The sequence below is a fragment of the Rothia sp. HMSC071C12 genome, assembly GCF_001813895.1.
GTDB classification, from domain to species: domain Bacteria; phylum Actinomycetota; class Actinomycetes; order Actinomycetales; family Micrococcaceae; genus Rothia; species Rothia mucilaginosa.
On the sequence record NZ_KV814370.1, the window covers coordinates 20,412 to 44,471 of the forward strand.

17 protein-coding genes are annotated in these 24,060 nt (G+C 59.7%); 10 read left to right on the forward strand and 7 right to left on the reverse strand.

Going from position 1 to position 24,060, the window contains the following annotated elements; genetic code table 11:
• Positions 1-39 precede the first annotated feature (39 nt).
• The 4 genes from HMPREF2942_RS02715 to HMPREF2942_RS02730 all read right to left on the reverse strand — a co-directional run bounded on the left by HMPREF2942_RS02715 (position 40) and on the right by HMPREF2942_RS02730 (position 3,942).
• Positions 40-933 (reverse strand): PP2C family protein-serine/threonine phosphatase, encoded by an 894-nt coding sequence (locus HMPREF2942_RS02715; RefSeq protein ID WP_070634121.1) that lies wholly within the window; start codon positions 931-933, stop codon positions 40-42.
• Positions 930-2,081, reverse strand: coding sequence for an adenylate/guanylate cyclase domain-containing protein (locus HMPREF2942_RS02720; RefSeq protein ID WP_070688305.1), 1,152 nt, complete (start codon positions 2,079-2,081; stop codon positions 930-932). Before HMPREF2942_RS02720 ends, HMPREF2942_RS02715 begins: the two co-directional genes overlap by 4 nt.
• Positions 2,082-2,405: 324 nt before the next feature.
• On the reverse strand, positions 2,406-2,894 hold the full coding sequence (locus HMPREF2942_RS02725) for a glucose ABC transporter permease (protein ID WP_070688307.1): 489 nt from the start codon (positions 2,892-2,894) through the stop codon (positions 2,406-2,408).
• A gap of 106 nt (positions 2,895-3,000) precedes the next feature.
• Positions 3,001-3,942, reverse strand: a complete 942-nt coding sequence (locus tag HMPREF2942_RS02730; protein WP_070688309.1) for a biotin--[acetyl-CoA-carboxylase] ligase — start codon at positions 3,940-3,942, stop codon at positions 3,001-3,003.
• 231 nt (positions 3,943-4,173) lie between these two features.
• Here HMPREF2942_RS02730 and HMPREF2942_RS02735 point away from each other — a divergent pair, with 231 nt between their 5' ends.
• The 6 genes from HMPREF2942_RS02735 (at position 4,174) to HMPREF2942_RS02760 (ending at position 13,150) form a co-directional block, all read left to right on the forward strand.
• Positions 4,174-4,455, forward strand: coding sequence for a YciI family protein (locus tag HMPREF2942_RS02735; protein WP_049341641.1), 282 nt, complete (start codon positions 4,174-4,176; stop codon positions 4,453-4,455).
• A gap of 318 nt (positions 4,456-4,773) precedes the next feature.
• Positions 4,774-6,375: an acyl-CoA carboxylase subunit beta gene (locus HMPREF2942_RS02740; protein ID WP_070667165.1), complete on the forward strand. Its 1,602-nt coding sequence runs from the start codon at positions 4,774-4,776 to the stop codon at positions 6,373-6,375.
• Positions 6,376-6,441: 66 nt separating this feature from the next.
• Positions 6,442-6,837, forward strand: a complete 396-nt coding sequence (locus HMPREF2942_RS02745; RefSeq protein ID WP_246824074.1) for an acyl-CoA carboxylase subunit epsilon — start codon at positions 6,442-6,444, stop codon at positions 6,835-6,837.
• 298 nt (positions 6,838-7,135) lie between these two features.
• A complete protein-coding gene (locus tag HMPREF2942_RS02750) occupies positions 7,136-8,224 on the forward strand; it encodes a restriction endonuclease (RefSeq protein WP_246822788.1) in 1,089 nt (362 codons plus the stop codon).
• A gap of 487 nt (positions 8,225-8,711) precedes the next feature.
• Complete coding sequence (locus HMPREF2942_RS02755; protein WP_070688311.1) at positions 8,712-11,162, forward strand: restriction endonuclease; 2,451 nt, start codon at positions 8,712-8,714, stop codon at positions 11,160-11,162.
• Positions 11,163-11,392: 230 nt separating this feature from the next.
• Entirely contained in the window at positions 11,393-13,150 is a 1,758-nt protein-coding gene (locus HMPREF2942_RS02760) for a DUF885 domain-containing protein (protein WP_070688313.1), read from the forward strand.
• A 150-nt stretch (positions 13,151-13,300) separates the two neighbouring features.
• Here the strand turns inward: HMPREF2942_RS02760 and HMPREF2942_RS02765 are convergent, their stop codons facing one another.
• Both HMPREF2942_RS02765 and HMPREF2942_RS02770 read right to left on the reverse strand, forming a co-directional pair.
• Positions 13,301-14,593, reverse strand: a complete 1,293-nt coding sequence (locus HMPREF2942_RS02765) for a glutathionylspermidine synthase family protein (RefSeq protein ID WP_070634135.1) — start codon at positions 14,591-14,593, stop codon at positions 13,301-13,303.
• Positions 14,594-14,727: 134 nt separating this feature from the next.
• Positions 14,728-15,654, reverse strand: coding sequence for a hypothetical protein (locus HMPREF2942_RS02770; protein WP_070688315.1), 927 nt, complete (start codon positions 15,652-15,654; stop codon positions 14,728-14,730).
• Positions 15,655-16,079: 425 nt separating this feature from the next.
• Here HMPREF2942_RS02770 and HMPREF2942_RS02775 point away from each other — a divergent pair, with 425 nt between their 5' ends.
• The 4 genes from HMPREF2942_RS02775 (at position 16,080) to HMPREF2942_RS02790 (ending at position 22,409) form a co-directional block, all read left to right on the forward strand.
• Positions 16,080-17,498, forward strand: a complete 1,419-nt coding sequence (locus HMPREF2942_RS02775) for a dicarboxylate/amino acid:cation symporter (RefSeq protein ID WP_070688317.1) — start codon at positions 16,080-16,082, stop codon at positions 17,496-17,498.
• Positions 17,499-17,933: 435 nt separating this feature from the next.
• On the forward strand, positions 17,934-18,647 hold the full coding sequence (locus HMPREF2942_RS02780; RefSeq protein ID WP_049345185.1) for a Maf family protein: 714 nt from the start codon (positions 17,934-17,936) through the stop codon (positions 18,645-18,647).
• A 151-nt stretch (positions 18,648-18,798) separates the two neighbouring features.
• Positions 18,799-20,622 carry an acetyl/propionyl/methylcrotonyl-CoA carboxylase subunit alpha gene (locus HMPREF2942_RS02785; RefSeq protein WP_070688319.1) on the forward strand — a complete coding sequence of 608 codons (1,824 nt, stop codon included), beginning with the start codon at positions 18,799-18,801 and terminating at the stop codon, positions 20,620-20,622.
• A 386-nt stretch (positions 20,623-21,008) separates the two neighbouring features.
• Positions 21,009-22,409, forward strand: a complete 1,401-nt coding sequence (locus HMPREF2942_RS02790) for an MFS transporter (protein WP_005508870.1) — start codon at positions 21,009-21,011, stop codon at positions 22,407-22,409.
• Positions 22,410-22,559: 150 nt separating this feature from the next.
• Here HMPREF2942_RS02790 and HMPREF2942_RS02795 read toward each other — a convergent pair whose 3' ends face one another.
• The gene (locus tag HMPREF2942_RS02795; RefSeq protein WP_070688321.1) at positions 22,560-23,978 is read right to left on the reverse strand and encodes an NAD(P)H-quinone dehydrogenase; all 1,419 of its coding nucleotides are present in this window, start codon (positions 23,976-23,978) and stop codon (positions 22,560-22,562) included.
• Between the last annotated feature and the right edge of the window lie 82 nt (positions 23,979-24,060).

Genomic DNA, 24,060 nt, shown 5'->3' on the forward strand with positions numbered 1-24,060 from the left:
TACCCGAAGAGAGCGGGGGTGAATCATAAGGTATGAAGTTTAGGCCTCGACAGCGTCAGCAACAATCACCGTAATGTTGTCGCGGCCGCCGGAGCGCAGCGCCTCGTGCTGGAGCACGTCAGCGGCGTCCTGCGGGTGGCGAATCGAGGTGAGTACGCGCGCCATGTATTCGTGCGAAAGCTCACCGGAAAGGCCATCGGAGCAGAGCATCAGGCGGTCACCGGCGCGGGCGGGCAGAACCCAGAAGTCCGGTTCCCAGTAGTTGCCGGTACCGAGGGCGCGGGTAATCACGTTGCGGCGCGGGTGGGTCAGCGCCTCCAGGGCGGTAATCTGACCCTCGTCAACCAGGTACTGCACCTCGGAGTGGTCGCTCGTGACCTGCTCCAGCGAGGCGGAACCCTCAGAGCCGGGCAGCTTCTCCATGGCGGAGTGGTGAATACCGTCGTCTTCACGCAGCAGACGGTAGGTTCGGGAGTCACCCACGTTGAAAATAACCCACAGGTTACGGTCACCGATGCTGGTCAGCCAGGCGCCAGTGACGGTCGTGCCGCCAGCGCGGGAGAGTGCCTGCTTAATTTCTTCGTTGGTTTCGCCGAGAATATCGTGCAGGCGGTTCAGGGTGCCCACGATTTCGTTGTTGAGGACGGTGTTGGCGCGGCGACGACGCTTGGCGGGGTCGGAGTCGTCAATGGCGGCGAGGCGTTCAGCGTAGGCCTGCTGCTCCTCTTCGCTACGGCCACCGGGCATGGTGAAGAAAGGCGAGTAGGCAAGCTGACGCACGCACAGGCGCGATGCTACTTCGCCGGCTTCGTGGCCTCCCATGCCGTCCGCGACCACGCAAAGGGAACCGGCAACGACCATCGAATCTTCGTTATTTTCTCGATGTGCGCCGCGGTGCGTTGCACCACCGGTACGTAGTTTCAGTTCAGTCATGAGAGGTCTATCTCCATTGTGTAGTTCGCGCGACGAGTCACCGCCACGGGGTCTACGTTACCAAAGCTTCTAACGTTTCGCGTCCCTTGAGAGGTGAGAATATAGCGATTTCCCACCTGTCGGAGCGTGTTTGCTGTCTCATTATCGGTCAGTACGGTACCCGGTTCAGCGAGGGAGACCAGGCGCGCAGCCAGGTTCACGCTGGAGCCGTACACGTCGCCGCGGTTAGCCAGAACTTCACCCCAGATGAAGGCGACACGTGCATCCGGCAGTTGCGGGTCGGCACCAATCTTTTCGGAGAGCTGCAGGCTAATCTCTGCGATAGCGTCCGGGGTTTCGGTGAGGAAGAAAACTTCGTCACCGAGAGTCTTAATAATGCGACCGCCCAGGGGCGCAATAACGTCCAGGCAACTCTGCTCAAAGTGGTTGATGAGCTGAGAAAGAGCCGCCGCGTCTAGGTTACGTACCAGAGAGGTGTACGAGACCAGATCCACGAATCCTACACCGCGTACCAGGGGCAGGCGGGAGAGGCCGGAGGTGGTCACGTTGTTTTCGCGTAATCCCAGGCGCAGGATTCCGGCGTACATCTGGCGACGGTATGCGTATAGCGCCAGACGCTCGAGAACCTCGAGGTAGCGCGGGAAGTCTTTGAGGAGCTTGCGGCGGGCATCATTATCGCTGAGGTTTTCGGTGACCATGATGTTGTGCACGAGCGCCTCAATCTGCCAGGCGACGGTGCGGTCGGTCAGTTGGCCTTCGGCACGCACGAGGGATGCCACATATTCCATGCGGATATCGCCTTCTGCGTCCAACTTCTGTAGGTCGGCGAGCATCTGCACGTCTGTTTCAGTGAAGTAGGGCGAGTGGTTGGGAATCGTCGGGAAGCCCATATTGTGCCAGATGCGCTGGGCGGTTTCGAAGGGAAGTCCGGCGCATTCTGCGGCTTCTAGGGGGGTGTAGCGGCGGCCCTGTCCCAGGAGCGACTTTTCGAGGGCTCGGATTCCTGCCTTGGATTCCTCGTCTCGGTAGATATTGTTCTGGGCGAGGTTCTGCAGAATTTTGAGGTTCAGCATTTGGGTTTCGGGGCCCATGGTGGCGCCGGTGCCCTGCGGAGAGTGCGCAGGTTCATGGTGGTCTGCCGTGCTCATTGCCGCTGCCGCTCCTTTCATCTCTGCCGGACAATACTGTCTGGTTTACACCGTGGTGGCACGAGGTTACGAGGTGCCTCGTTACACTCTGTGGGTTTTGCATTGCGTCACTGCGATGATGCTCACCGTGTAGCGCCTTGTTAATATACCCCTCCGCTGTGGTGTTTGGGTCACAAAAGCGCCCGCACCCTAGGATAGTTTAGTGGAGTAATTCACATTTAAGAATACTCTAATCCGCATTTTTTCGGCAGATTTAGCGACTGATTTAGGCTCTGAGCCAACCCGACAGCTCCCGCCCGAGTCGGCGGCGGGGGCGAAGAAGCTCTAAATATAGCGAGAGCGCAGGGCGTAGCAGTCACGTCGGGCGGCTTTAATTTCTTTTTCAAAGCGCTTCGGGTCGGGCACGTAGGTCAGGCGGTGATGCACGCCGCGGCAGACTACGTACACCGAACCGTAGCCTAGCCAGGCTCCCGGGCCGCGCTGTTTTGCCCAACGCTCCCCCATGGAATCCAGGTAGAGGGATTCGTCTCCGGTTCGGGTCATTACGCCGCGGCGAACCACGAGCCGGTGGGTGGTCAGCAGGTAGTAGGTGGTTGCCCAACGCCAGGCGGTGCGCACAGCACCGAGCAGGGCACCTACCGCGCAAATCATGCCAAGAGTCCACAGAATCGGTGAGGACCGTGCCGTGGAGGCGAAGGTTGACGCGGCGATAGCAACCAGCAGGTAGGCAAGCGCGGGCAGCAGGGCACCGTAGTGCTGTCGGGTGGCGATGATGACATGCTCACCGGGGTTGAGTTTTCCGCGCAGGCGCATGGTGTTCCTTAGCTGTGCTGGTTGTTATATTCCGGCTGGAGGCGCCGGTTGAGGTGGTGTGGGTTAATGCAGTTGACGTGCCGGGCTGACATTTTAGGGGTTGGTTCTAGTGTGCCTGCTGAAAATCTCCGTAGCTACCGTTGGCGGGGCGAAGGTGCTCAATATCGCCCACCGCGTAGGGCTCTAGGGATCCGTCCTCGCGGCGGATGAGGATGCGCCCCTGCGCGTCGAGGTCTTTGGCGGTGCCTTCTACGGTGCTTCCGTCGGGCAGACTCATGCGCACGCTGGCGCCGAGGGTTGCGGTGGCGGCGCGCGCCTGGTCAAGCAGGCTGAGGCTATCAGGGGTGAGCGGGTCGGGGCGTTCGGGGTCGCCGCCGGCGCGCACGAAGGCGCGGTAGCGGCGGGCGAAGATGCTGAGCAGCCGGGTGAGCACCTCGGAGGAGTCAATCACAGTACCGGTGCACAGGCTCAGGCTCGTGGCGGTGGGTACGGGCAACTGCTCGGCGGACATGTTCGTGTTCTGTCCGATGCCCACAATAATGCTGCGTTGCCCCTCGGTGGAGCCGCTTTCGGGAACGAGCTGGGCGAGAATTCCGCACCCCTTAGCACCCTGCGCGATGACGTCATTGGGCCATTTGAGGGCAGCATCGACGCCGTAGCTGCGCCAAATATCGACCACGCTGAGCCCGGCGATGAGGGTCATCCAGTGGTAGCTGCCTTCGGGGAGTTCTCGGGCGAGCGGGTCTGCGGAGGCGTGCGGGCGCACCACGATACTTGCGGCGAGGCAGGCTCCGGGAGGGGCGGTCCAGGCTCGGGCGAGGCGGCCGCGTCCGGCGCTTTGGTAGAGGCTGGCGTAGACGGAGAGCTCACCGAGCTGTTCGCGTTCGGGGTCCGTGCCGTCCATAAGTAGCTCGCGGGCGCGGGTGGTGGTGGAGTCGACCTCATCGTAGAGGTTTACGCTGGAGTACCCGGTTTCCATTGCAATGGTGCGGATGCGTGGCACATCCAAAACCGAATAATCGCTCTCGATGTGCATGTTCTTCTCCATAGCTTGCGCCTTTCCACTCTGTCCGAAACTACTCTGCAGTATGCCGACCCTCTTTCAGCTCACCGTCGAAACCTGCCAGCTTCTACCGAGTCGCACTGGTTTCTCACCATACCAATTTCTTGCCGCCGGTGATGCCCACCCGGCGCCCGAGACGGTACATTAGACAGTGAGGGTGCATCAAGCACCGACCGGCTGCGGAGGTTCCTCCGCCCTGCTCGAAAGAAGACCGCTATGGCTTATTACGCAATTACTTACGTTTACGCAGCTCCCGAGGAGCAGGCGAAGTACCGTCCGGCTCACCGCGAGTACCTTGGTTCGCAGATTGAGGCGGGCAACCTGATCGTTTCGGGTCCTCTGCTGGACGGCGAGACCCCCGCTGGCGCTCTGCTGATTGCAAAGGTTGACTCCGTTGAGGCAGCTGAGAAGCTGGTTGCTGGCGACCCCATGAACATTGGTGGCGCGGTTCTGTCTCACACCATCACCGAGTGGAACCCGGTCCTGGGCACCATCTAAGCGTCATTTCACGCTGAAAGTTTGAACGCAAACCCCCTTTCCGTCGACAAGGATTGCCGAAGCGAAAAGGGGGTTTTCTGCGCTCTTTTGAGCCGCGCTTTCGCACTTTTCGTTTACTATATGCACCTTCTTGGGTACTGAGTGCATAAAAGTGTATCTAGTGTTGATATTCTGGCTTCTCACCTGGCATATGTGGGCTAGTTCGCACTATAGTTGAAAGATATGCACATTGTTCAAGAGTGCTCTTCGGGGCACCTGAGCACCTTATCACCGCAACCACTGGCTCCCGACGATCGGGTGGAGCAGGAACGAGGAATAATGTCCGAGAACCTCCAGCAGGAATTTGATTTGAGCACCACCGCCGGTAAGCTCGCTGATTTTTATGCACGTCGAGAGCGCAGCTTCGCGCCCAGCGGTGAGGCAGCTATCGAGAAGCAGCACGCACGCGGCAAGCACACCGCCCGCGAGCGCATCGATATGCTTCTGGACGAGGGTTCTTTCGTAGAGTTTGATGCCCTCGCCCGCCACCGCACCACCGCATTCGGCATGGAGGCGAAGAAGCCTCTGGGTGACGGCCTGGTCTCCGGTTACGGCACCGTGGATGGTCGCCTGGTTGCCGTGTATTCGCAGGATTTCACCGTCTACGGTGGTTCTCTCTCGCAGGTGAACGGCGAGAAGATTGTGAAGGTGCAGAAGTTCGCTCTGAAGAACGGTTGCCCGGTCATCGGCATTAACGATGGTGGTGGCGCCCGCATTCAGGAGGGCGTGGCTTCCCTGGCGATGTTTGCCGACATTTTCCGTATGAACGTGCGTGCGTCCGGCGTGGTTCCGCAGATTTCTGTCATTATGGGCCCCTGCGCTGGCGGTGCCGCGTACTCCCCAGCGCTGACTGACTACATCATCATGGTGGATAAGACTTCGCACATGTTCATTACCGGCCCGGACGTCATTAAGACCGTGACCGGCGAGGATGTGGACATGGAGACCCTCGGCGGTGCGCGTCAGCACAACTCCGTGACCGGTACCAGCACCTACCTGGCTGAGGATGAAGAAGACGCGTTCGATTTTGTGCGTGAGCTCCTCGAGTTCCTGCCCTCGAATAACCTTGCAGAGTCCCTGCCCCTGGAGCACGACCAGGAGCCCGTGGTGACGGTAGACGATCTGGACCTGGACACCCTGATCCCGGATTCGGCAAACCAGCCTTATGACATGCGCGCGGTCATTGAGTCCGTGGTCGATGACGGCCACTTCCTGGAGATGCAGGCGCTGTACGCCCCGAACGTGATGATTGGTTACGCCCGCGTTGAGGGCCGCACGGTCGGTATTGTGGCGAACCAGCCGATGCAGTTCGCCGGCTGCCTGGACATTTCGGCTTCCGAGAAGGCCGCCCGCTTCGTGCGTCATTGCGATGCGTTCAACATTCCGATTCTGACTTTTGTGGATGTTCCCGGCTTCCTGCCCGGCACCGATCAGGAGTTCAACGGCATTATTCGCCGCGGCGCTAAGCTGCTCTACGCTTACGCGGAGGCTACCGTTCCGCTGGTTACCGTCATTACCCGTAAGGCGTACGGCGGTGCGTACATTGTGATGGGTTCGAAGAAGCTGGGTGCCGATATTAACCTGGCGTGGCCCACCGCACAGATTGGTGTGATGGGCGCTCAGGGTGCGGTGAATATTCTGTACCGTCGTGAGTTGGCTGCTCTGGCGGCTGAGGGTGGCGATGTTGAGGCTCGCCGCGCTGAGCTGATCGCCAAGTATGAGGAAGAGCTGCTGAACCCGTACCAGGCTGCTGAGCTGGGGTACATTGACGAGGTTATTGCCCCGAGTGAGACTCGCGTGCGCATCATTTCTTCGCTGCGTGCCCTGCACGATAAGCGTGCGGCAACCCCGGCAAAGAAGCACGGCAACATCCCGCTGTAGGCTTCCGCTGTGCCCGCGCCGCTTGTGGCGCGGGCATTCCCAGGATTTTAGGTTTTCTAAGGAGGCGTGCCTTTGGCAGGCTACAACCCGCTGAGTTATTTCTCATTCGGTAAAAAGAAGGATAGTTCGGAGGCTGCTGAGAGCCCCGAGCAGCTTGAGCGTAGCTCCGCACGTTCTTCTGCACACGCGGATAGCGCATCCAGTGCCGCGAAGGACTCCGCTCAGTCTTCGGTAGATACTGACGCTGAGCAGGAGCCTCTGCTGAAGGTGGTTAAGGGCTCCCCCACCCCGGAGGAGATTGCCGCCCTCACAGCTGTGGTTGCGATGATGCAGGCGAATGCCGCACAGAAGGAGCAGAACTCGCTGGTGGGTGCTGCTTCGCGCATCCTGAACCGCGGCCAGCGCCTGGGTGTTTCGTTGCGTCCCGGTCCCGGTTCGTGGAGGCGCGCTCGCCCCAGGTAACGCGAGCTGATAACTCTGCTTCTTATATTCCCGTCACGCCGGTTGGTGTGGCGGGAATATATTGTTTTGCCTCAAATTCAAGATTGATATTGCGCTATTGAACATCTAATGCGCCGATTCTTGTGGTTTTGTCATATTAGAAACGATAAAGTCATGATGATACGTACTGATGCTACGATGTATATACCATCACATTAGTGTTAATAAATTGGCAGGGACCATGGCAAAGATGCTGAATAAAAACCATAGGCCCCCACCGGATGTCTATATCGCGCTTCTGTTGCCGACGCTACGGCGCTTGTCGAAGACTGTGCCTCGCACCGCCGCCTATGTTAGTGAGCAGTTGCGGCAGCAGACTAAGGCGTTGGGGTCAAAGAAGAACCTACCGGCTCTTGAATCCACCGATTTTGCGGTGGCTGTGCGCACCACCTTGAAAATCTTGGTGGCACTTCGTTATGCCCAGCTGATGCCTCGTATAACCCCGTGGGAGAAGAGGAAGTACCTGCTCACTCCTCTGGGTGCCGAGCTGACCTGCACCCCGCATCTGCACGGTTCGGTACCGCCGCGTGTGGTGAAGCAGGTGCAGGCGCTGTGTGCGCAGAGTTTGACGGCGAAGAGCGTGAAGAAGCTCAAGAAGCAGGCGAATGCACTCCTGGCGACTGCGGAGGCGGAGCATCGCCTCATTTTTGGCGCTCCTGACACTGGTGCCCTTAACGCTCTGCCGCCTTTCTCAGGCGCTGATCATGCTCAGTTGAACCCCGCTGCTTATGATGCAACCGATGCTGACTGCCCTATACCCGCCCTGAATTCCGCTGGGCCTGCGAATTCCTGGCCTGCCGGTCAGTCTCCGCTGGATATTATTTTGCGTGCCAGCGATTCGCCGGTGATTCACGCTCAGGCCGAGTTTGCGGAGCATTTTACACAGGATTTGATTCAGCACATTCACGCGGTGACGCCAGAATATTTTGAGCAGATTGTTGCCGATATTTTTACGGCTCTCGGTTTTAATACCGAGGTAACCGGCGGTGCCGACGATAAGGGTGTTGACGTTATTGCCCGCTATTCTGATGGCCTGGATTTCGCGCCGATCTATATTCAGGTGAAGCACTATTGCGGAACCATGAAGGTCACCCCCAATGAGATTCAGAAGCTTGCCGGTGCGGTACTTTTACACGGCGGTTTGCAGGGTGTTTTGGTGACCTGCGGTGCTTTTGCACATCCGGTGCCCGAGTATTTGCAGGGTTTGCCGGGGGCACGCAATATTGCTCTGGTTGATCAGCATCAGCTGGTGGAGCTGATGATTCGCCATCGTGTGGGTGTGCTTGATGGTGAGGGCGAGTGCGGTTATCGCATTGATGAGGAGTATTTTGCTCGCGGATTGGAGTAACCGGGGGCTTGGGGTAAGTATTTTCCTCTGAATGTCTCTGGTCTTCGCGCATTTCCTACGTCATTTCACTTAATGTATTTTCACTTTTCCTTGAGGATATTTTTCATATATCGGTTGGTTTTAGAAAACTAGGTTATTTCCTGAACCAGCCGATACAATGGGAGGGTAATGCGTTATATATACTCGCATTATTTCACGAAGTGTATATACCCGTGACGGTATCAGCACTTCACCATAATTTATAGCGTTCTTTCTGAAGTGTTCGTCATAGAAGACGGTACGTGAGCGGAACGTGCTGAGAAATCTACCGTTCCTACTTCTCTTCACGTACTTCTCTTCACAAGGGGTTACCAAAGTGGGTTACCAAAGTGTCGACCCAAAAATAAAGATGGTGTCGCCCAGTATTGTGTGAATATTTTCCCGCTCGAATGACTGCACTTTATGAAGAATGCCCGCACGATAAATAACACCAGATAAGGAGCCCGGCGTGGCTTTTGTGAATAAAACAATGCTCCATATCGACCATTCCGAATTGCACTCTCTGCAGCAGGAAACTTCGTGGGAGGCCCTACCCGAGGAAGCACGCGCTCTCAGCGTTGCGGCGGCTTTCTCCCTGCTCCGCCATTTTGAGCGCGCTCAGGACCGTGGCGAGAAGGTTTTCTTCCCCGATATGTACACCCCCGTAGGTGTGGACCTGGGTTTCAACATGACTCAGCGTTTCATTGCGGTCGGTGACAATGTTCTCTTCCGTGAGGCACTCAATAAGCTGATTGCGGCGCTGGTCAACGCTGACTATCTTGAGGTGTCCCTCAGCCAGCTGCATCCGGGCAACCTGCACTACGCCCTCAGCGAGGCTGGCCGTGAACTTTTGGGCACCTCGAAGGAACAGCAGGCGCAGGCTCTTCTGCCGGTTCTGCCCCTCCTCAGCGGCGTGTACCTCTACTACCTGAAGCAGTTCTACCCGGTTCTGCTCTCGCACATTACGGTGCGTGAGCTTCTGCCCATTGTCCTGAGTGTTACCCCGGCCTACCCCGCGGCAGCTCCCGTGAAGATTCGTGAGCTGGTGCTGCGTGAGTGCGGTTTTGTGCAGGGCTGGTACGGCCTGTCGTACCTGGAGCAGCGCATTGTTGAGCCGGTGATCGCTCAGGCGCTGAGCCTGCTGACCCGTGAGGGCTACCTGCGCACCAAGACGATCCACGAGCACACGGATTCTCCGCTGACCCTGTACTCGCTGTCGCCTTCGGCGAAGGAGCTGGTGGCACGCCACGAGGAAACCGGCGTACCGGCGAGCGAGCTGAGCTCCGTGCTGGCGCTGGTGAAGGATGAGGGCGCTTCCATTACGGCTGAGGATATTGCCGCAACCGATGCCCTGTTGACCCATATGGGCGTTCTTCTGCTCGACACCCTCAACGACCACGGCGCCGATGTGGAGCTGAGCCTTCCGAGCCTGGAGCAGGTCTTTGACCGCGACGAGCGTATTCAGCAGGCGTCCTCGAACCCCTATTTTGTGCAGATTGACGCGCAGGATTACCTCTACGATGTGCTGATCGCCCACCACTACCTCTCCGAGCGTGAGACCGTCTACTCGTTGGGTCCTGCTTTCGCGCCGGCTATGGCGCAGATGGTTGAGCCGAGCGTTCAGAAGCTGGTGGCTTCGGCTCTGCTCGATCCTGCGGCGGTGGACGCTCTGCCGTACCCGCATCAGCTGTTGCACCCGATTCTGAAGATTGTTGAGGAGAACCCGCGCATCTCCTACTACGACATTTACGATGAGCTGAAGCTCGCCCTGGACATCCCGTACCTGCAGGGTGAGGTCGCTCCGCACCGTTATAAGCTGACCCCGCGTCTGCGTAACCGCTATTCGGTGGCGATGCACGTGCTCAAGGGCGAACGCTACCTGAACGCTCTGCGTGAGGGTACCGGTCGTACCTCCCGCAAGAACCCGGAGCGTTACGAGCTGAGCGAGGCGGGTAAGGAGCTGCTCAAGCGTTTCCCGGAGGGTGCTCCGGAGGCGGTGACCGCCCGCATGGCGCCGCTGCCGCCGCAGTCACTCAAGCACAAGCTGCCTCAGGATATTGCGGCTGAGTTGCAGGCTCGTGAGGAGGCTCTTCAGGCTGCTAAGGAGGCGCGCGCGGCGGAGCGTCAGGCTCGTCTGGCAGCTCGTGAGGGCGCTTTGCGTGAGCCGTTGGCTCCGGTGCCGGGTGCTTCTCCGGCATTGTTGGCGCGTCCGGCTGGTTCGCCGGTGGCGGCTGTTGCCCAGGCTCCCGCTGAGGTTCCGGCGGCTGCGCCGGTTACTTCCGCGGCTTCGGTTGTTGAGCCGGTTGCACCCGCTGTTTCTGCACCCGTTGTGGCTCCTGCTCAGCCTGCTGTTGCTGTCCCGGTTCCCGCCTCCGCTGACCCGTCCACTGCTCTGCAGGTGGCTGCCGCTCAGGTGCGTGAGGCTCTGAAGCGTTACCGTCAGGTCTTCCGCCGCGACGCGCTGGCACCCGCCCTGGCGCAGGTGTCTGAGGAGCGTTTCCACCGTATTGGTTTCGATCTGTTCCTGATGCGCGGCTACACCGTGGAGCCGCTGGAGGCTCGGGGTGTGGACGGCGTGGCGACCCCCGCCACCGGTGAAAAAGAGCGAGCGTTCTACGTTCGTACTCTGCGCCCGGCATCCAACGGCGTGCTGTCCGCGAGCGTTCGGCCTCAGGACATTACCGCGTTCTTCCTGGCAATTCACGCCCGCGGCGGTCAGCTCGGCACCTTCATCACGAACGCCACATTCAGCGATGAGGCGTACGACGAGTTCATCCGCTGCTCGACCAAGTACCCGAACATTCTGGTGGATCTGGTATCCGGCGATGAGCTGCAGGACCGCCTCATTGCGCACCGCCTCGGCGTGGTCCAGAGCGCGAACGGTCTGCTCGGGCTCAACGGTGAATACTTCACCGGCTAAGTCGCCAGCTAGCAGCTTGTAACCCATCTGGGTGACGCCCCGGTCTTCCTCTCCTGCACGTTCAGGAGAAGAAAGCCGGGGCGTTTTCGCGCATCCTCCCCGGTGAGTTGTCCACAGGTGGGCCCTTTTCTTGGCGTTCGGTGCCGCTCAGCACGTAATATTGCCGGTTTAAGCGACCCATATCACCGAAAATCGTGGTTGAAGGCACACCCCTGAGTTAGGATATGAACATGAGCACTTACCAGGAACTTCCCAGCATCTACCGATTGAAGCGCTCGCTGACCGACGTCGATCAGATTGCTAACGAATATTTTGAAAAGGTCCTCGACCTGAACCCCGTCCATGCAACCGAGCTTGGTCGCAAAGGCGTAGAGACCCTGTACCCCGACTACTCGCCCGCCGGCGAGAAGGCTTTCGCGCGCCTTGCGAAGAAGACTTTGAAGAAGGTCGATAACGTCCTGCCTATTGATGACGTTGACCTGGTCACCCTGGATGCTCTGCAGGAGCGCCTGAGCCTGTACCGCAAGCAGCACAAGGCTGGCTTTGGTGGCTGGCAGCTGAACAATATTGCCTCCGTCCCGCAGGAGGTGCGCTCGGTCTTTGACCTGATGAAGCGCAACACCCAGCAGGATTGGGAGCACATTATTGGTCGTATGCACCGCGTGACCGAGGCGCTGGAGGGCTACATCCAGACCCTTGAGGCGGCTCGTGAAGAGGGCAAGGTCGCCCCGCGCCGCCAGGTGGATATTGTCATTGAGCAGACCGCCGCGTACTACGCTCCCAGTGGTTTCTTTGACGAGCTGGCCGCTGAGGTCGCCGAGGCTGTCCCCGCGCTGAAGGACGAGGCTGCCGCAGGTGCCGAAGCTGCTAAGGAAGGCTACCGCCGCCTCAACAGCTACCTTGTGGAGACGCTACAGCCGATCGCTCCCTCCCGCGACGCTGTGGGCCGTAAGGCGTACAGCCTGCACTCCCGTTCGTTCCTGGGTACCACCATTGACCTGGACGAAACCTACGCCTGGGGCGTGAAGGAACTGGAGAGCATTATCGCTCGTCAGCGTGAGGTTGCCGAGGAGATTGAGCCGGGCGCAAGCATTGAGCGTGCGAAGCAGCTACTCGATGAAGATCCGGCACGTCAGCTGCACGGCACCGATGAGCTGAAGGCATGGATGCAGAAGCTCGCCGACGCCGCGGTGGAGAACCTGGCGGATACTCACTTTGAAATTGGCGGCCCCATGCGCCGCATTGAGTGTTGCATTGCGCCCACGAACGAGGGCGGTATTTACTACACCGGCCCCTCCCCCGATTTTTCGCGTCCGGGCCGCATGTGGTGGTCGGTTCCCGAGGGTGAGGACACGTTCACTACCTGGCGTGAAACCTCCACCGTGTACCACGAGGGCGTTCCGGGTCACCACCTGCAGATTGCTATTGCTACGGCTCTGCAGGGCACCATGAACTCCTGGCGCACGAACATGCTGTGGGTGTCCGGTCACGGTGAGGGCTGGGCGCTGTACGCCGAGCGCCTCATGGAGGAACTGGGCTACCTGAAGGATCCGGGTGACCGCATGGGCATGCTGAACGCTCAGCGTATGCGCGCCGCCCGCGTGGTCTTCGATATTGGTGTTCACTGCGAGATGCCGATTCCCGCTGAGTGGGCTGAGCAGCTGGGCGTTGAGCCGGGCACCATCTGGACTTCTGAGCTGGGTTACGAGTTCTTGAAGCTGAACCTGGACGAGTCCGAGGGTCACCTGCGTTTCGAGTTCCTGCGTTACCTGGGTTGGCCGGGTCAGGCGCCGAGCTACAAGATTGGCGAGCGCCTGTGGCTGGAGCTGCGCGATCAGGCTCTGCGCCGCGGCGATGACATGCGTGCGTTCCACACTCGTGCGCTTCTGCTCGGTTCGGTGGGTCTGGACACTCTGCGCCGCGCCCTGACCGATGAGATGATGCTTCCTCTGGATACTGAGGATGACGATGACGAGGACGACGAGTAGCCTCTAGACGAGTACCCTCTGGACTAGAGCCTCCGCATAGGAACTCTATAGATGAAGCCCCCGCTTCAGCTTTGCGGCTGAGGCGGGGGCTTCGCTGTATTTTCGTGTCTTCTGAGGTCTATGTCCTCTGAGGTCTATGTCTTCTGGGGGCTATCCGAAGTTTGCGGTGCCGGGGTCGGTGGTGCCGAATCCCATGCCGGAAGAGTCGTTCAGATCCACCAGGTGCGGGGCAAAGCGGCACCAATAGTCGGTGAGCGCGCCGTTCGATTCGCGGATGCCCACGCCTACGGTGCGTCCATCGACCACCCACACGCCGAGAATGGGGTGGCTGACCGGATTGATAATGCCTTCGTAGCGCGGTGCCGGGATGTACTCCTGGTAGATGAATTCGCTTTCGGGGGCGTTGGCGAAGAAGTCGTCGTCTTCGGGCTTGATGAAGACGTCGTAGTCGGGGGCGTAGATTTCTACGCCGTCGCCTTCGCGTCCGAAGATGGGCTTGCGAACCCAGTTGCGCATGCCGCCGCGGTGGCCCGCGTAGGTGGGTACGAGGTTCGGGTGGCCGGGGTACTTATCCCAGAGCGCGGCGAGCAGCAGCTTATTGGAGAGGAACATCTTCCACGCAGGCTCAATCCAGCGGTCCATGGCGCCGTGGTAGGCGAAGAGGAGCTTGTCGTAGCCTGCTTCGCTGTCGGTGACCAGGTCTTCCCAGGGGTAGAGCTTGAAGAGGTTGGTGATGCGCCGTCCCTGTGCGTCTTCCCAACTCTTGGTGTCTTCGTTGAAGATGACTTCGTCGATGGGAATCATGTGGGTTTTGATGCCCGCCTGCTGTGCCGAGTAGGCGATGAGCCAGAGGTTGTTGTAGTCCTCGTTAGTCTCGTCAATCTCGGGGGGCACGTGCGCCAGGTGCAGTACGGGCTGCACGCCCGCGGTGATTTCGGGGGCGAAGATGTGGCGCCAACGGTTGGTGAAAGCTTCGCCGATTTCACCCCAGTGGGCGTAGCCGCGGGTGTCGAGGCGCTGGTCTTTCGCCCAGGTTTTCTGGCTGACTGCCGCCTCCACGATGCCGGTGGGGGTGTCTGCATTGTATTCGAGCAGCTTCATCGGGTCGCCCGGCACACCGGAGTAGGTGAAGTCGAAGCGGCCGTAGAAGTCGGCGTCGCGGCGGTTCCAGGATTCTACGGCGAGGTTGAACGCTGCCTGGGGCAGGCCGAGGGTGCCAAACGCGCCGGAGGCAATGTACTCGACGGTTTCCAGGCACATGCGGTGCATTTCTTCTGCCTGGGCGCGCACAGAGTCCATTTCTTGCGGGCTGAAAATGTATGCGGCGTATTCGTTCCAGTAGTGGTCGGTGTCGTGGGGGCCGTCCACGCTGTAGGTGAGGCCTTCCTCAATGATGACGTTCTCCCAGTCGGGTCGGCCGACGGGAAATTCTTCGCGGCGCATGAGGGGCTAGGCTCCTTCGAAGTAGTGAATGGAAAGCGGTGTTGTTACGTCACCGCGGGTTTGGTTGTTCTAGTGAGGAAAATGCGGGCGGGACCGTTCAGTCCCTGCCCGCATTCAGTGTGATGGCTTATGGCTTAGCCGCCGGAGGTACCGCCGCCGGACTTCGAGCCGCCACCGAAACCGCCCTTGCTTCCGGACTTCGAGGAAGAACCGGACTTGGACGAAGAACCGGACTTCGAGGAGGACTTGGAGGTGTTCGACTTGCTGTAGGAGCCGGTGCTACCGCTATTGCTGGTGCCCTGCTTACCGCTGGAGACCGAGCCGGTGGTCTTATTACGCACCGAGGAGGTCTTACCGGAGTTGTTGGTGCTGGTCACCTTGCCGGAGGAGACGGTGGAGGACTTCTTCGCGCTGCGGTAGGAGTCTTCGAAGCTACCGCCCTTGGAGGACACACCGCTGTAGACGGTGCCGTTGCTGGGGCGGGTGGTGCTGCCTCCGGAGAGCTTGGTGCCCACACCGGGAACCGTGGGGGTGCCGGTAGAGTTCGCGGCACTTTGGCGGCCCAGGTAGTACCAGAGGAACGCATTCGAATTATTGTGGGTGGTGGTCGAACCAGAAGTGCCCGAAGACCCAGAAGAGCCCGAGGAGCTGGAGGAACCGGAAGAACCAGAAGAGCTTGAGGACTCCGTGGAAGAGGCCGAGGGCGAGTCGGTCGGCTCCTGAACGCCTGCCTTCTCACATTCGCTATCTTCCACGCGCAGGCCGGTCTTCGCGTCCTGGCAGACGCGGGCGTACTCTTCGCCCTGCGACAGGAACGCATTCTCTTCCTGGTGCATGGAGTTGTAGGCGAAGATGCCACCGCCAACCAGCAGCACGCCGGCACCCGCTACGGCAATCATCTTGGCGATGCCGGGGCGGGTCGCACCCAGGTTCAGGGTCTGCTGGGCTGAGGTCTGTGCGGCGCGGGTAGCGAAATCTGCAACCGCTTCCATGCGATTGCGGGGCTTCTTCGGGCCGTTAGGGGTGGTGGTTCCGCCGGGGTATTGGGGAGCAGAACTCATGCATCTCTCCTTGAAAGGTGGTGCGTGGCGTAACGCTCAACGCGTACATGAAGCTGAGTGGGTACAGCATCATCCGGCGACTTTCGCCGGACTATCGGTGTGATTCCAGCATATCAAGCCCTAGCTTTCGGATTATCCGCTGACGGCAAAATCTCAGCAAGCTTCCCCGCATGTTGCGCAGTTGTTTCCTTTCTGTTTGCTTTTGCGGTGATTCCTAATTAACTATCAGCCGTTTTAACCGCCTATTGGGGTCAGCTGGCGGCGTTGCTGGTTGGGTTGTGCTGCTGGTTGGGCAGCTGGATGTACAGCCGAAAAGTGCCACCGGAAGGTCACGGTTCGTCACACATCCCCCACACTGCACCGGATTGAAACACTTCTTCACACAAACTCGCGCCGGAGTGCACAAAAGTTTTAGAGTATGCCACATGTCTACACCGCATGCATCATCTCGTTCACGTCTGCCCAAGTGGGCTACTTCTTTCGGCAACCAAATCATTGCCTCCCTCATTCTAGGTATTGTTCTCGGCGCGCTCGCCCTCACACTGGGTGGGGACGCGAAGAGCAACCCCAACTGGCTCATGGTGACCTTAGATACCATCGGCTCCTCGTACGTCACCCTGCTGAAGGCTGCCGTTGTTCCGCTGATTTTCACCGCCGTGGTCGCCTCCATCTCTAACCTGTCGCAGGTGACGAACGCGGCACGCCTGGCGGTTAACACGCTCATCTGGTTTGCGATTACCGCGTTCTTCGCGGTGCTCATTGGTATTGCGATGGGCCTGATCGTTCAGCCGGGCGTGGGTGCGCAGGTGCAGGGCAAGGCATACACCGGCTCGACCGGTTCGTGGACCGCGTTCCTGACCGGTCTGATTCCGGTGAACTTCCTGGGTCTGGGTGTCAGTGCTAAGTCCGGTGATTCCGGCATCACCGCGTCGGCGTCCTTTAACGTACTGCAGATTCTGGTCATTTCCGGTGCGGTCGGCATTGCCGCGCTGAAGGTCGGCGAGGCTGCCAAGCCGTTCATTGACGTGGTCAAGAGCGCCCTGGCAATTATCCAGAAGATTCTGTGGTGGATTATTCGCCTGGCACCGCTGGGTACCGTGGGTCTGATCGCTAAGGCAGTGTTTGCCTACGGTTGGGCGTCGATGGGTTCGCTGGTCGCGTTCGTTATCGCCCTCTACATTGGCCTGCTGCTGGTCTTCCTCGTGATCTACCCGATTATTGTGCGTGCGAACGGCCTGTCGGTCCGACAGTACTTCTCGGGCGTGTGGCCGGCGCTTCAGCTGGGCTTCGTGTCCCGTTCTTCGATGGGTTCGATGCCGATGACCCAGACCGTTGCCGAACGCAACCTGGGTGTTCCCCGAGCCTATGCGTCCTTCGCGGTTCCGCTGGGTGCGACCACCAAGATGGACGGTTGCGCTTCGGTTTACCCGGCACTGGCGGCGATTTTCGTGGCTCAGTTCTACGGTATTCAGCTGGACTTCACCCAGTATCTGCTGATTGTGATGGTGTCCGTGCTCGGTTCGGCAGCAACCGCTGGTACGACCGGCGCTATCGTGATGCTGACCCTGACCCTGTCCACTCTGGGTCTGCCCCTGGACGGCGTGGGTCTACTCCTGGCGATTGACCCGATCGTTGACATGGGTCGTACCGCTCTGAACGTTGCCGGTCAGGCTCTGGTTCCCGCGATTGTGGCTCGCCGCGAGGGCATTTTGGATGAGGAGCTCTACAACGCTCCCCGTTCTGAGGGCGGCTTCGTGGCTCAGGAATTCTACGATGAGCGCATCGCCGGCGAGGCGCAGCGACTTCACGAGGTGGAAGACAACACCGCCGCGGCACGCCGCTAATCTGGCAAGCTAATCTGGCGAAGGCTCATGCACACGGCGCTAGGCGGTACTGCTTAGCGCTGTGTCGCTTCTCCGCCACCCATGCCCCCAGCATGGGCAAAATACATTTGTCAAACGTCATAAAAGTGTCACTATTGATTCTTTTTTCTTTAAGGTTTGAGAAGAGTTATGATTTTGAACGGCGTGTTCCATCTCCTACGTGGTTGAGGGGGATGGGACACGCTCTTTGTATGCCCGCCGGTTTTATGCCCCCTCGTTACGCCCCTCGGCTCGACACTCCAGCCCTCCCGCAGATCACGCCCCCCCCCAGATTGCACCAAGGCTCCGTGCTCAACGCTGACGCACCGGCGGAGGCTTCCACCCAGTGACCCTCAATCTGCACCCCAGAGTAAAACCCGAAAGTAAAACTCTCCGGCAACGCTTAAAATAGAACCCATGACTACCAGCGCTTCATCACCCCGACTAATTCTTGCCTCCGCCTCCCCGGCGCGCCGCAAGCTCCTGGAAGACTCCCGCATCGCATTCACGGTGCGCGTCTCCTCCGTAGATGAGGACGCCGCACTCGCTACCGCCAACGAACAGGCGCGAGCGCAGGGACGTGCGGGACTCACCCCGGCTGAGACCGCTTCCCTTCTGGCGCAGTTGAAGGCGCAGGCAGTTGCCGCTGAACTCGCCGCCGAGGGTGTGCGCGATGCGCTGGTTCTGGGCTGCGATTCGGTCTTCGAGTTTGAGGGTGTTGCCTACGGCAAGCCTCACACTGCCGAGGCGGCACGCGAGCGCGTTAGTGCCATGAGCGGCAACCACGGTGTGTTGCATACCGGTCACGCGCTCGTGGATTTGCGCGGTCTTGAGCCAGGTGCCGAGCTGTCCGCTACTTCTGAGTTGCCCACCGTTTCTGAACTACGTAGCGCCACCGTCCACTTTGATACGCTCAGCCCCGAAGAAATTGAGGCGTACATTGCTACCGGTGAGCCGCTCTGGGTAGCCGGTTCCTTCACCCTGGACGGTTACGGTTCGGCGTTTATTCGCGGTATTGAGGGTGAGTTCCACACGGTGGTGGGCCTGTCCATTCACGCGCTACGCGATATGTTGCGCCGCCGCGAGGTCGCGGTGACCGAGTTGTGGTTAGCGCCCCAGGATGAGGATTAGATCCAGCGCAATCGTATAAATCTGTCTCAAAGCGCGCCCTGAAATACACATTATTGAACACCAATCGATAAGATAGAACAGTATGATGCGCGTTATATTCGCCAATCCTGCCGATGTATCCTTGGAGCAGGAGATTAAAGGAGAGCTTTAAGTGACTCAGCACCAGGCAGAAGCCGCCAAGAAATTTACTGCAGTCCCCGGCCGCCACACCGGCCCGGTCAGCAAGATTCTTATCGCTAACCGCGGTGAAATTGCTGTCCGCGTGATTCGCGCAGCCCGCGATGAGGGTCTGCAGACCGTCGCCGTCTACGCTGACCCCGACCGCGATGCCCAGCACGTAAAGCTCGCCGATGAAGCCTATGCTCTCGGCGGTGCCACCGCGGCACAGTCCTACCTGGTGATGGACAAGCTCATTGAGATTGCTATCCGCTCCGGTGCCGACGCTGTGCACCCCGGCTACGGTTTCCTGTCCGAGAACGCGCAGTTCGCGCAGAAGTGCATCGACGCGGGCCTGACCTGGATTGGCCCCTCCCCCGAGTCCATTACCCAGCTGGGCGATAAGGTGGCGGCACGCCACATCGCGCAGAAGGTGGGCGCTCCCCTGGTGCCCGGCACCAAGGACCCGGTCAAGTCCGCCGATGAGGTTGTTGCTTTCGCGGATGAGCACGGTCTGCCCATTGCGGTGAAGGCCGCATTTGGTGGCGGCGGCCGCGGCATTAAGGTGGCGCGCGACCGCGAGAGCATTGTTGAGATGTACGAGTCCGCTGTTCGTGAGGCAACCGCGGCGTTCGGTCGCGGCGAGTGCTTCATCGAGCGCTTCCTGGATTCGCCCCGCCACGTTGAGACCCAGTGCCTGGCGGATGCACACGGCAACGTCGTAGTGGTTTCTACCCGTGACTGCTCCCTGCAGCGTCGTAACCAGAAGCTCGTTGAGGAGGCGCCCGCACCCTACCTGAGCGATGAGCAGAACGAGCGCCTGTATGAGGCGTCCCGCGCGATTCTGCGTGAGGCTGGCTACCAGGGTGCCGGCACCTGTGAGTTCCTGGTCGGTACCGACGGCACCATCTCCTTCCTTGAGGTGAACACCCGTCTGCAGGTGGAGCACCCTGTCTCCGAGGAGATTTCCGGTCTGGATCTGGTTCGTGAGCAGTTCCGTATTGCTCGCGGCGAGAAGATTGAGGAGAAGGACCCGGTTCTGCGCGGTCACTCCTTCGAGTTCCGTATTAACGGTGAGGATGCGGGCCGTTCCTTCATGCCTGCCCCCGGCACCATCGAGAAGCTGACCGTGCCCACCGGCCCCGGTGTTCGCTGGGATTCTGGCTTCGTGGCTGGCGACGTTATCGGCGGTAACTTCGACTCTATGCTGGCTAAGCTCATTGTCACCGGCGCGGACCGTGAGCAGGCTCTGCAGCGTGCTCGCCGCGCCCTGGCTGAGCTGACCATTGAGGGTATGCCCACCGTCATTCCGTTCCACCGCGTCGTGCTGGACGACCCCGCCTTCGCACCGGCTGAGGGCGGCGAGTTCAAGGTGCACACCCGCTGGATTGAGACCGAATTCAATAACACCATCCCCATGTACTCCGGTGCACCCGGTAACGTGAACTCTGACGAGGACGAGCGCACCACCATGGTGGTCGAGGTCAACGGTAAGCGTTTGGAGGTGTCCCTGCCCGATTTGAGCGGTGGCACCAAGCACACCGCAAAGCCTGCAGCGTCCAAGACCCGTAAGTCCCGTTCGGCACGCGGCGCGGCGAAGGGTGGCGGCGATGAGCTGACCAGCCCCATGCAGGGCACCATTGTGAAGGTGGCGGCTTCTGACGGTGACACCGTCGCTGAGGGCGACCTGATTCTGGTGCTGGAGGCTATGAAGATGGAGCAGCCCATTACCGCACACAAGGCGGGTAAGGTTTCGGGTCTGTCCGCTAAGGCCGGCGATACCGTCACCTCCGGCGCGGTGCTGGCGACCATCAAGTAACGCTCTATCTCGCTACTGCGGTCTCGATACCGCGAGCGCCATAGGCTATACGAATCCCCCGGAAGGGCAGGCATGAGGTAACGTCTCGTATCTTTCCGGGGGATTTTCTATGTCCGCTCTTGCCCGTTTAGGTGGGATTTACGCCGCTAACCCTTGTGTTCGCGTCCAGATAGTGGCTGTATTTGTTTGGGTTTTTCTGAACAGAGTTATAATGTTGCACTTTAGAGGAGTCTTTCAGAATCCGACGCCTGCCGCACCCCACCCGGTGCGGTCACGGCACCCAGTACGCGCCTACGGCACACCCGCCTCCCGCGCTGACCGGCAACGGAACACCTACCTCAGGCTCCATGTGTACACACAAATTCACCATCTCGGGAGTTTTCCTCATGAGCGCTTCTGCATCCGACACGAAAGCGTCTGCTGCACCGGTGAAGAATACGACTCCTCGCAGTCGAGTTATTCTCGCCTCGCTCGTTGGTACCACCATCGAGTTCTACGATTTCTACATTTACGCCACGGCAGCAGTGGCTGTGTTCCCCGTACTGTTCTTCCCCTCGAAGGACGCAACCACCGAGCTTCTGGCTTCCTTCGCTACCTTCGGCGTCGCATTCATCGCGCGCCCCCTCGGTTCCGTGATCTTCGGCCACTTCGGCGACAAGATTGGTCGTAAGGCTACCCTCGTCGGTGCACTGCTCACCATGGGTCTGGCAACCTTCATCATCGGCCTGCTGCCCACCTATCACCAGATTGGTCTGTGGGCACCGACCATGCTGACCATTATGCGTTTCTGCCAGGGCTTGGGCCTGGGCGGCGAATGGTCCGGTGCGGCGCTGCTCGCGAGCGAATACGCTGAGGACGGCAAGCGCGCCCGCGCCGCGATGTGGCCTCAGCTGGGTGCACCCATCGGCTTCGTGCTTGCGAACGGCTTCATGCTGTTGCTGACCAGCTGGATTACCTTCAACTCCGCAACCGACGCGAAGAACCTCGAGCACCCCTTCCTCATTTGGGGTTGGCGTATTCCGTTCCTGCTGTCCATCGTGATGGTCGCCGTTGGTCTGTACGTGCGTTTCAAGCTGGAGGAGACCCCCGTCTTCGCCAAGGCTGCCGCTAACAACGAGAAGGTGAAGACCCCGCTCGTTGAGGCGTTCAAGGTCGCTTGGTGGCCCATGATTCAGGGCACCTTCATCATGGTTGCCTGCTACGTGCTGTTCTACCTGATGACCGCGTGGGTTCTCTCCTACGGTATCGGCAAGGCCGATAAGGGCGGTCTGGCTATCCCCTACCGCGAGTTCCTGATTATTCAGCTGATCTCCATTATCGGCTTCGCGATCTTCATTCCGATCTCGGGTTGGCTGGCTGACAAGTACGGCCGCCGCACCCAGCAGCTGTGGACCACCATCGCTATGGCGGTCTTCGGTCTGTCCTTCGGTCTGTTCATCTCCCCCTCCGTTGTTGGTACTGGCGCGAACGCAAACGCCGCTGTGGTTACCCTCTTCATCTTTATCGGCATGTGCCTGATGGGTCTGTCCTTCGGTTCCATGTCCGCATACCTGCCGGAGCTGTACCCCACCAACGTGCGTTACACCGCCAGCGGTATCGCCTACAACGTGGCGTCCATCCTCGGTGCGGCCCTGACCCCGTTCGTGGCCGTTTGGCTGAACACTTCCTACGGTGTGGCTGCAGTGGGCGGCTACCTGGCATTCGCCTCGATCCTGAGTGTTGTCTTCATCCTGCTCACTCACGAAACCCGTGACGTGGACATGAACGCTGTCAGCACCACGAAGTAAAGCTTCACGGAGCTAACGCGTCTCTACGGCAAAGCGATGGGGGTCGCCTCCTGAATTTCTTAGATTCAGGAGGCGGCCCCCACCGCTTTTATGTTTATAGGGATGCTGTGCCTAGCGGGCAACGCCCCGGCCCAGCGCCTCGTGCGCGGATTACAGACCGCGAGTGTGCAGCTTACGTGCCGCCTCAGCAATAGAGCCAGAGAGCGAGGGGTAGACCGTGAAAGTATCCGCCAGATCATCCACCGCAAGCTTCTTCTCCACCGCCAAAGCAATCGGGTAAATCAGCTCGGAAGCACGCTGACCAACCACCACGCCACCAATAACGGTGCCGGAGTGGCGGCGAGCAAAAATCTTCACAAAGCCGTCGCGCATCGCCATCATCTTCGCGCGCGGGTTCGTGCCCAGCTGCAGGGTCACCGCGTCACCGCGGTAGGCACCCTCAGCAAGGTCCTTCTCACTCACGCCCACGGTCGCAATCTCCGGGGAGGTGAAGATGTTCGCGGCAACCTTATCGGTACGCAACGGACGCACCGCATCACCGAGAATGTGCGCCATAGCGATACGGCCCTGCATCGCAGCCACAGAAGCCAGCGGGTACACGCCCGTGCAGTCACCAGCGGCATAAATGCTGTTCACGCTCGTACGGGACACACCGTCCACCTTAATATGACCGCTCGGGGTCTGCTCAACACCGATGTCTTCCAGGCCCAAATCTTCAGTGTTCGGAATCGAACCAATAGCAACCAGACAGTGAGTGCCAGAAACCTTACGACCATCCGACAGAGTCACAATAACGCCGGAGCCATCCTCAGTACGCTCAACAGCAGCCGCACGGGAACGCGGCATCACTCGCACGCCGCGACGCTCAAAGACGTCCTCCAGCACGCGGGCTGCATCCTCGTCCTCGCCGGGAAGCACGCGGTCACGCGAAGACACCAGCGTCACCTTAGAACCCAGGCCGTTATACGCCGAAGCGAACTCCGCACCGGTCACACCCGAACCAATCACGATCAGCTCCTCGGGAACCTCGGAGAGGTTGTACAGCTGAGTCCAGGTCAGGATGCGTTCGCCGTCAGGCATACCGGTCGCCATTTCACGCGGATGCGTACCCACCGACAGCAGCACAAAGTCTGCGTGCAGGGGGTAGACGAGGCCCGCCTCATCGGTCACCTGCACGGTGTGGCGGTCAAGAAGCTTACCGGTACCGTGAATAATCTTCACACCAGCAGAGGCCAGGGCACGCTTAATGTCGGCAGACTGCTGCTGGGCCAGGTCGCGGACTCGGCGGTTCACGCGGTCCATATCAACACGCAACTGGGGTGCCTTACCCTTCGTGTTTTCAATGCCCAGGCTACCCGCCTCGGAGAAGCGGGTCATCATATCCGCCGTAGCAATCAGGGTTTTAGAGGGCACAACGTCAGTCAGAACGGCGGAGCCACCAATGGCGTTGCGTTCGATCAAAGTCACGTCCGCGTTGGATGCGGCAGCCACCATCGCTGCCTCATAGCCGCCGGGGCCACCACCAATAATTACAATTCGCTGAGATGCGTAGTTCACCTTTGAAGTCATGCCTTAATTGTGAGCTATGCCGCCCCTACGGGGCAAACGCACTCGCCGTGCAGATGTGCCATATTGTGGCAATCTGCACGGC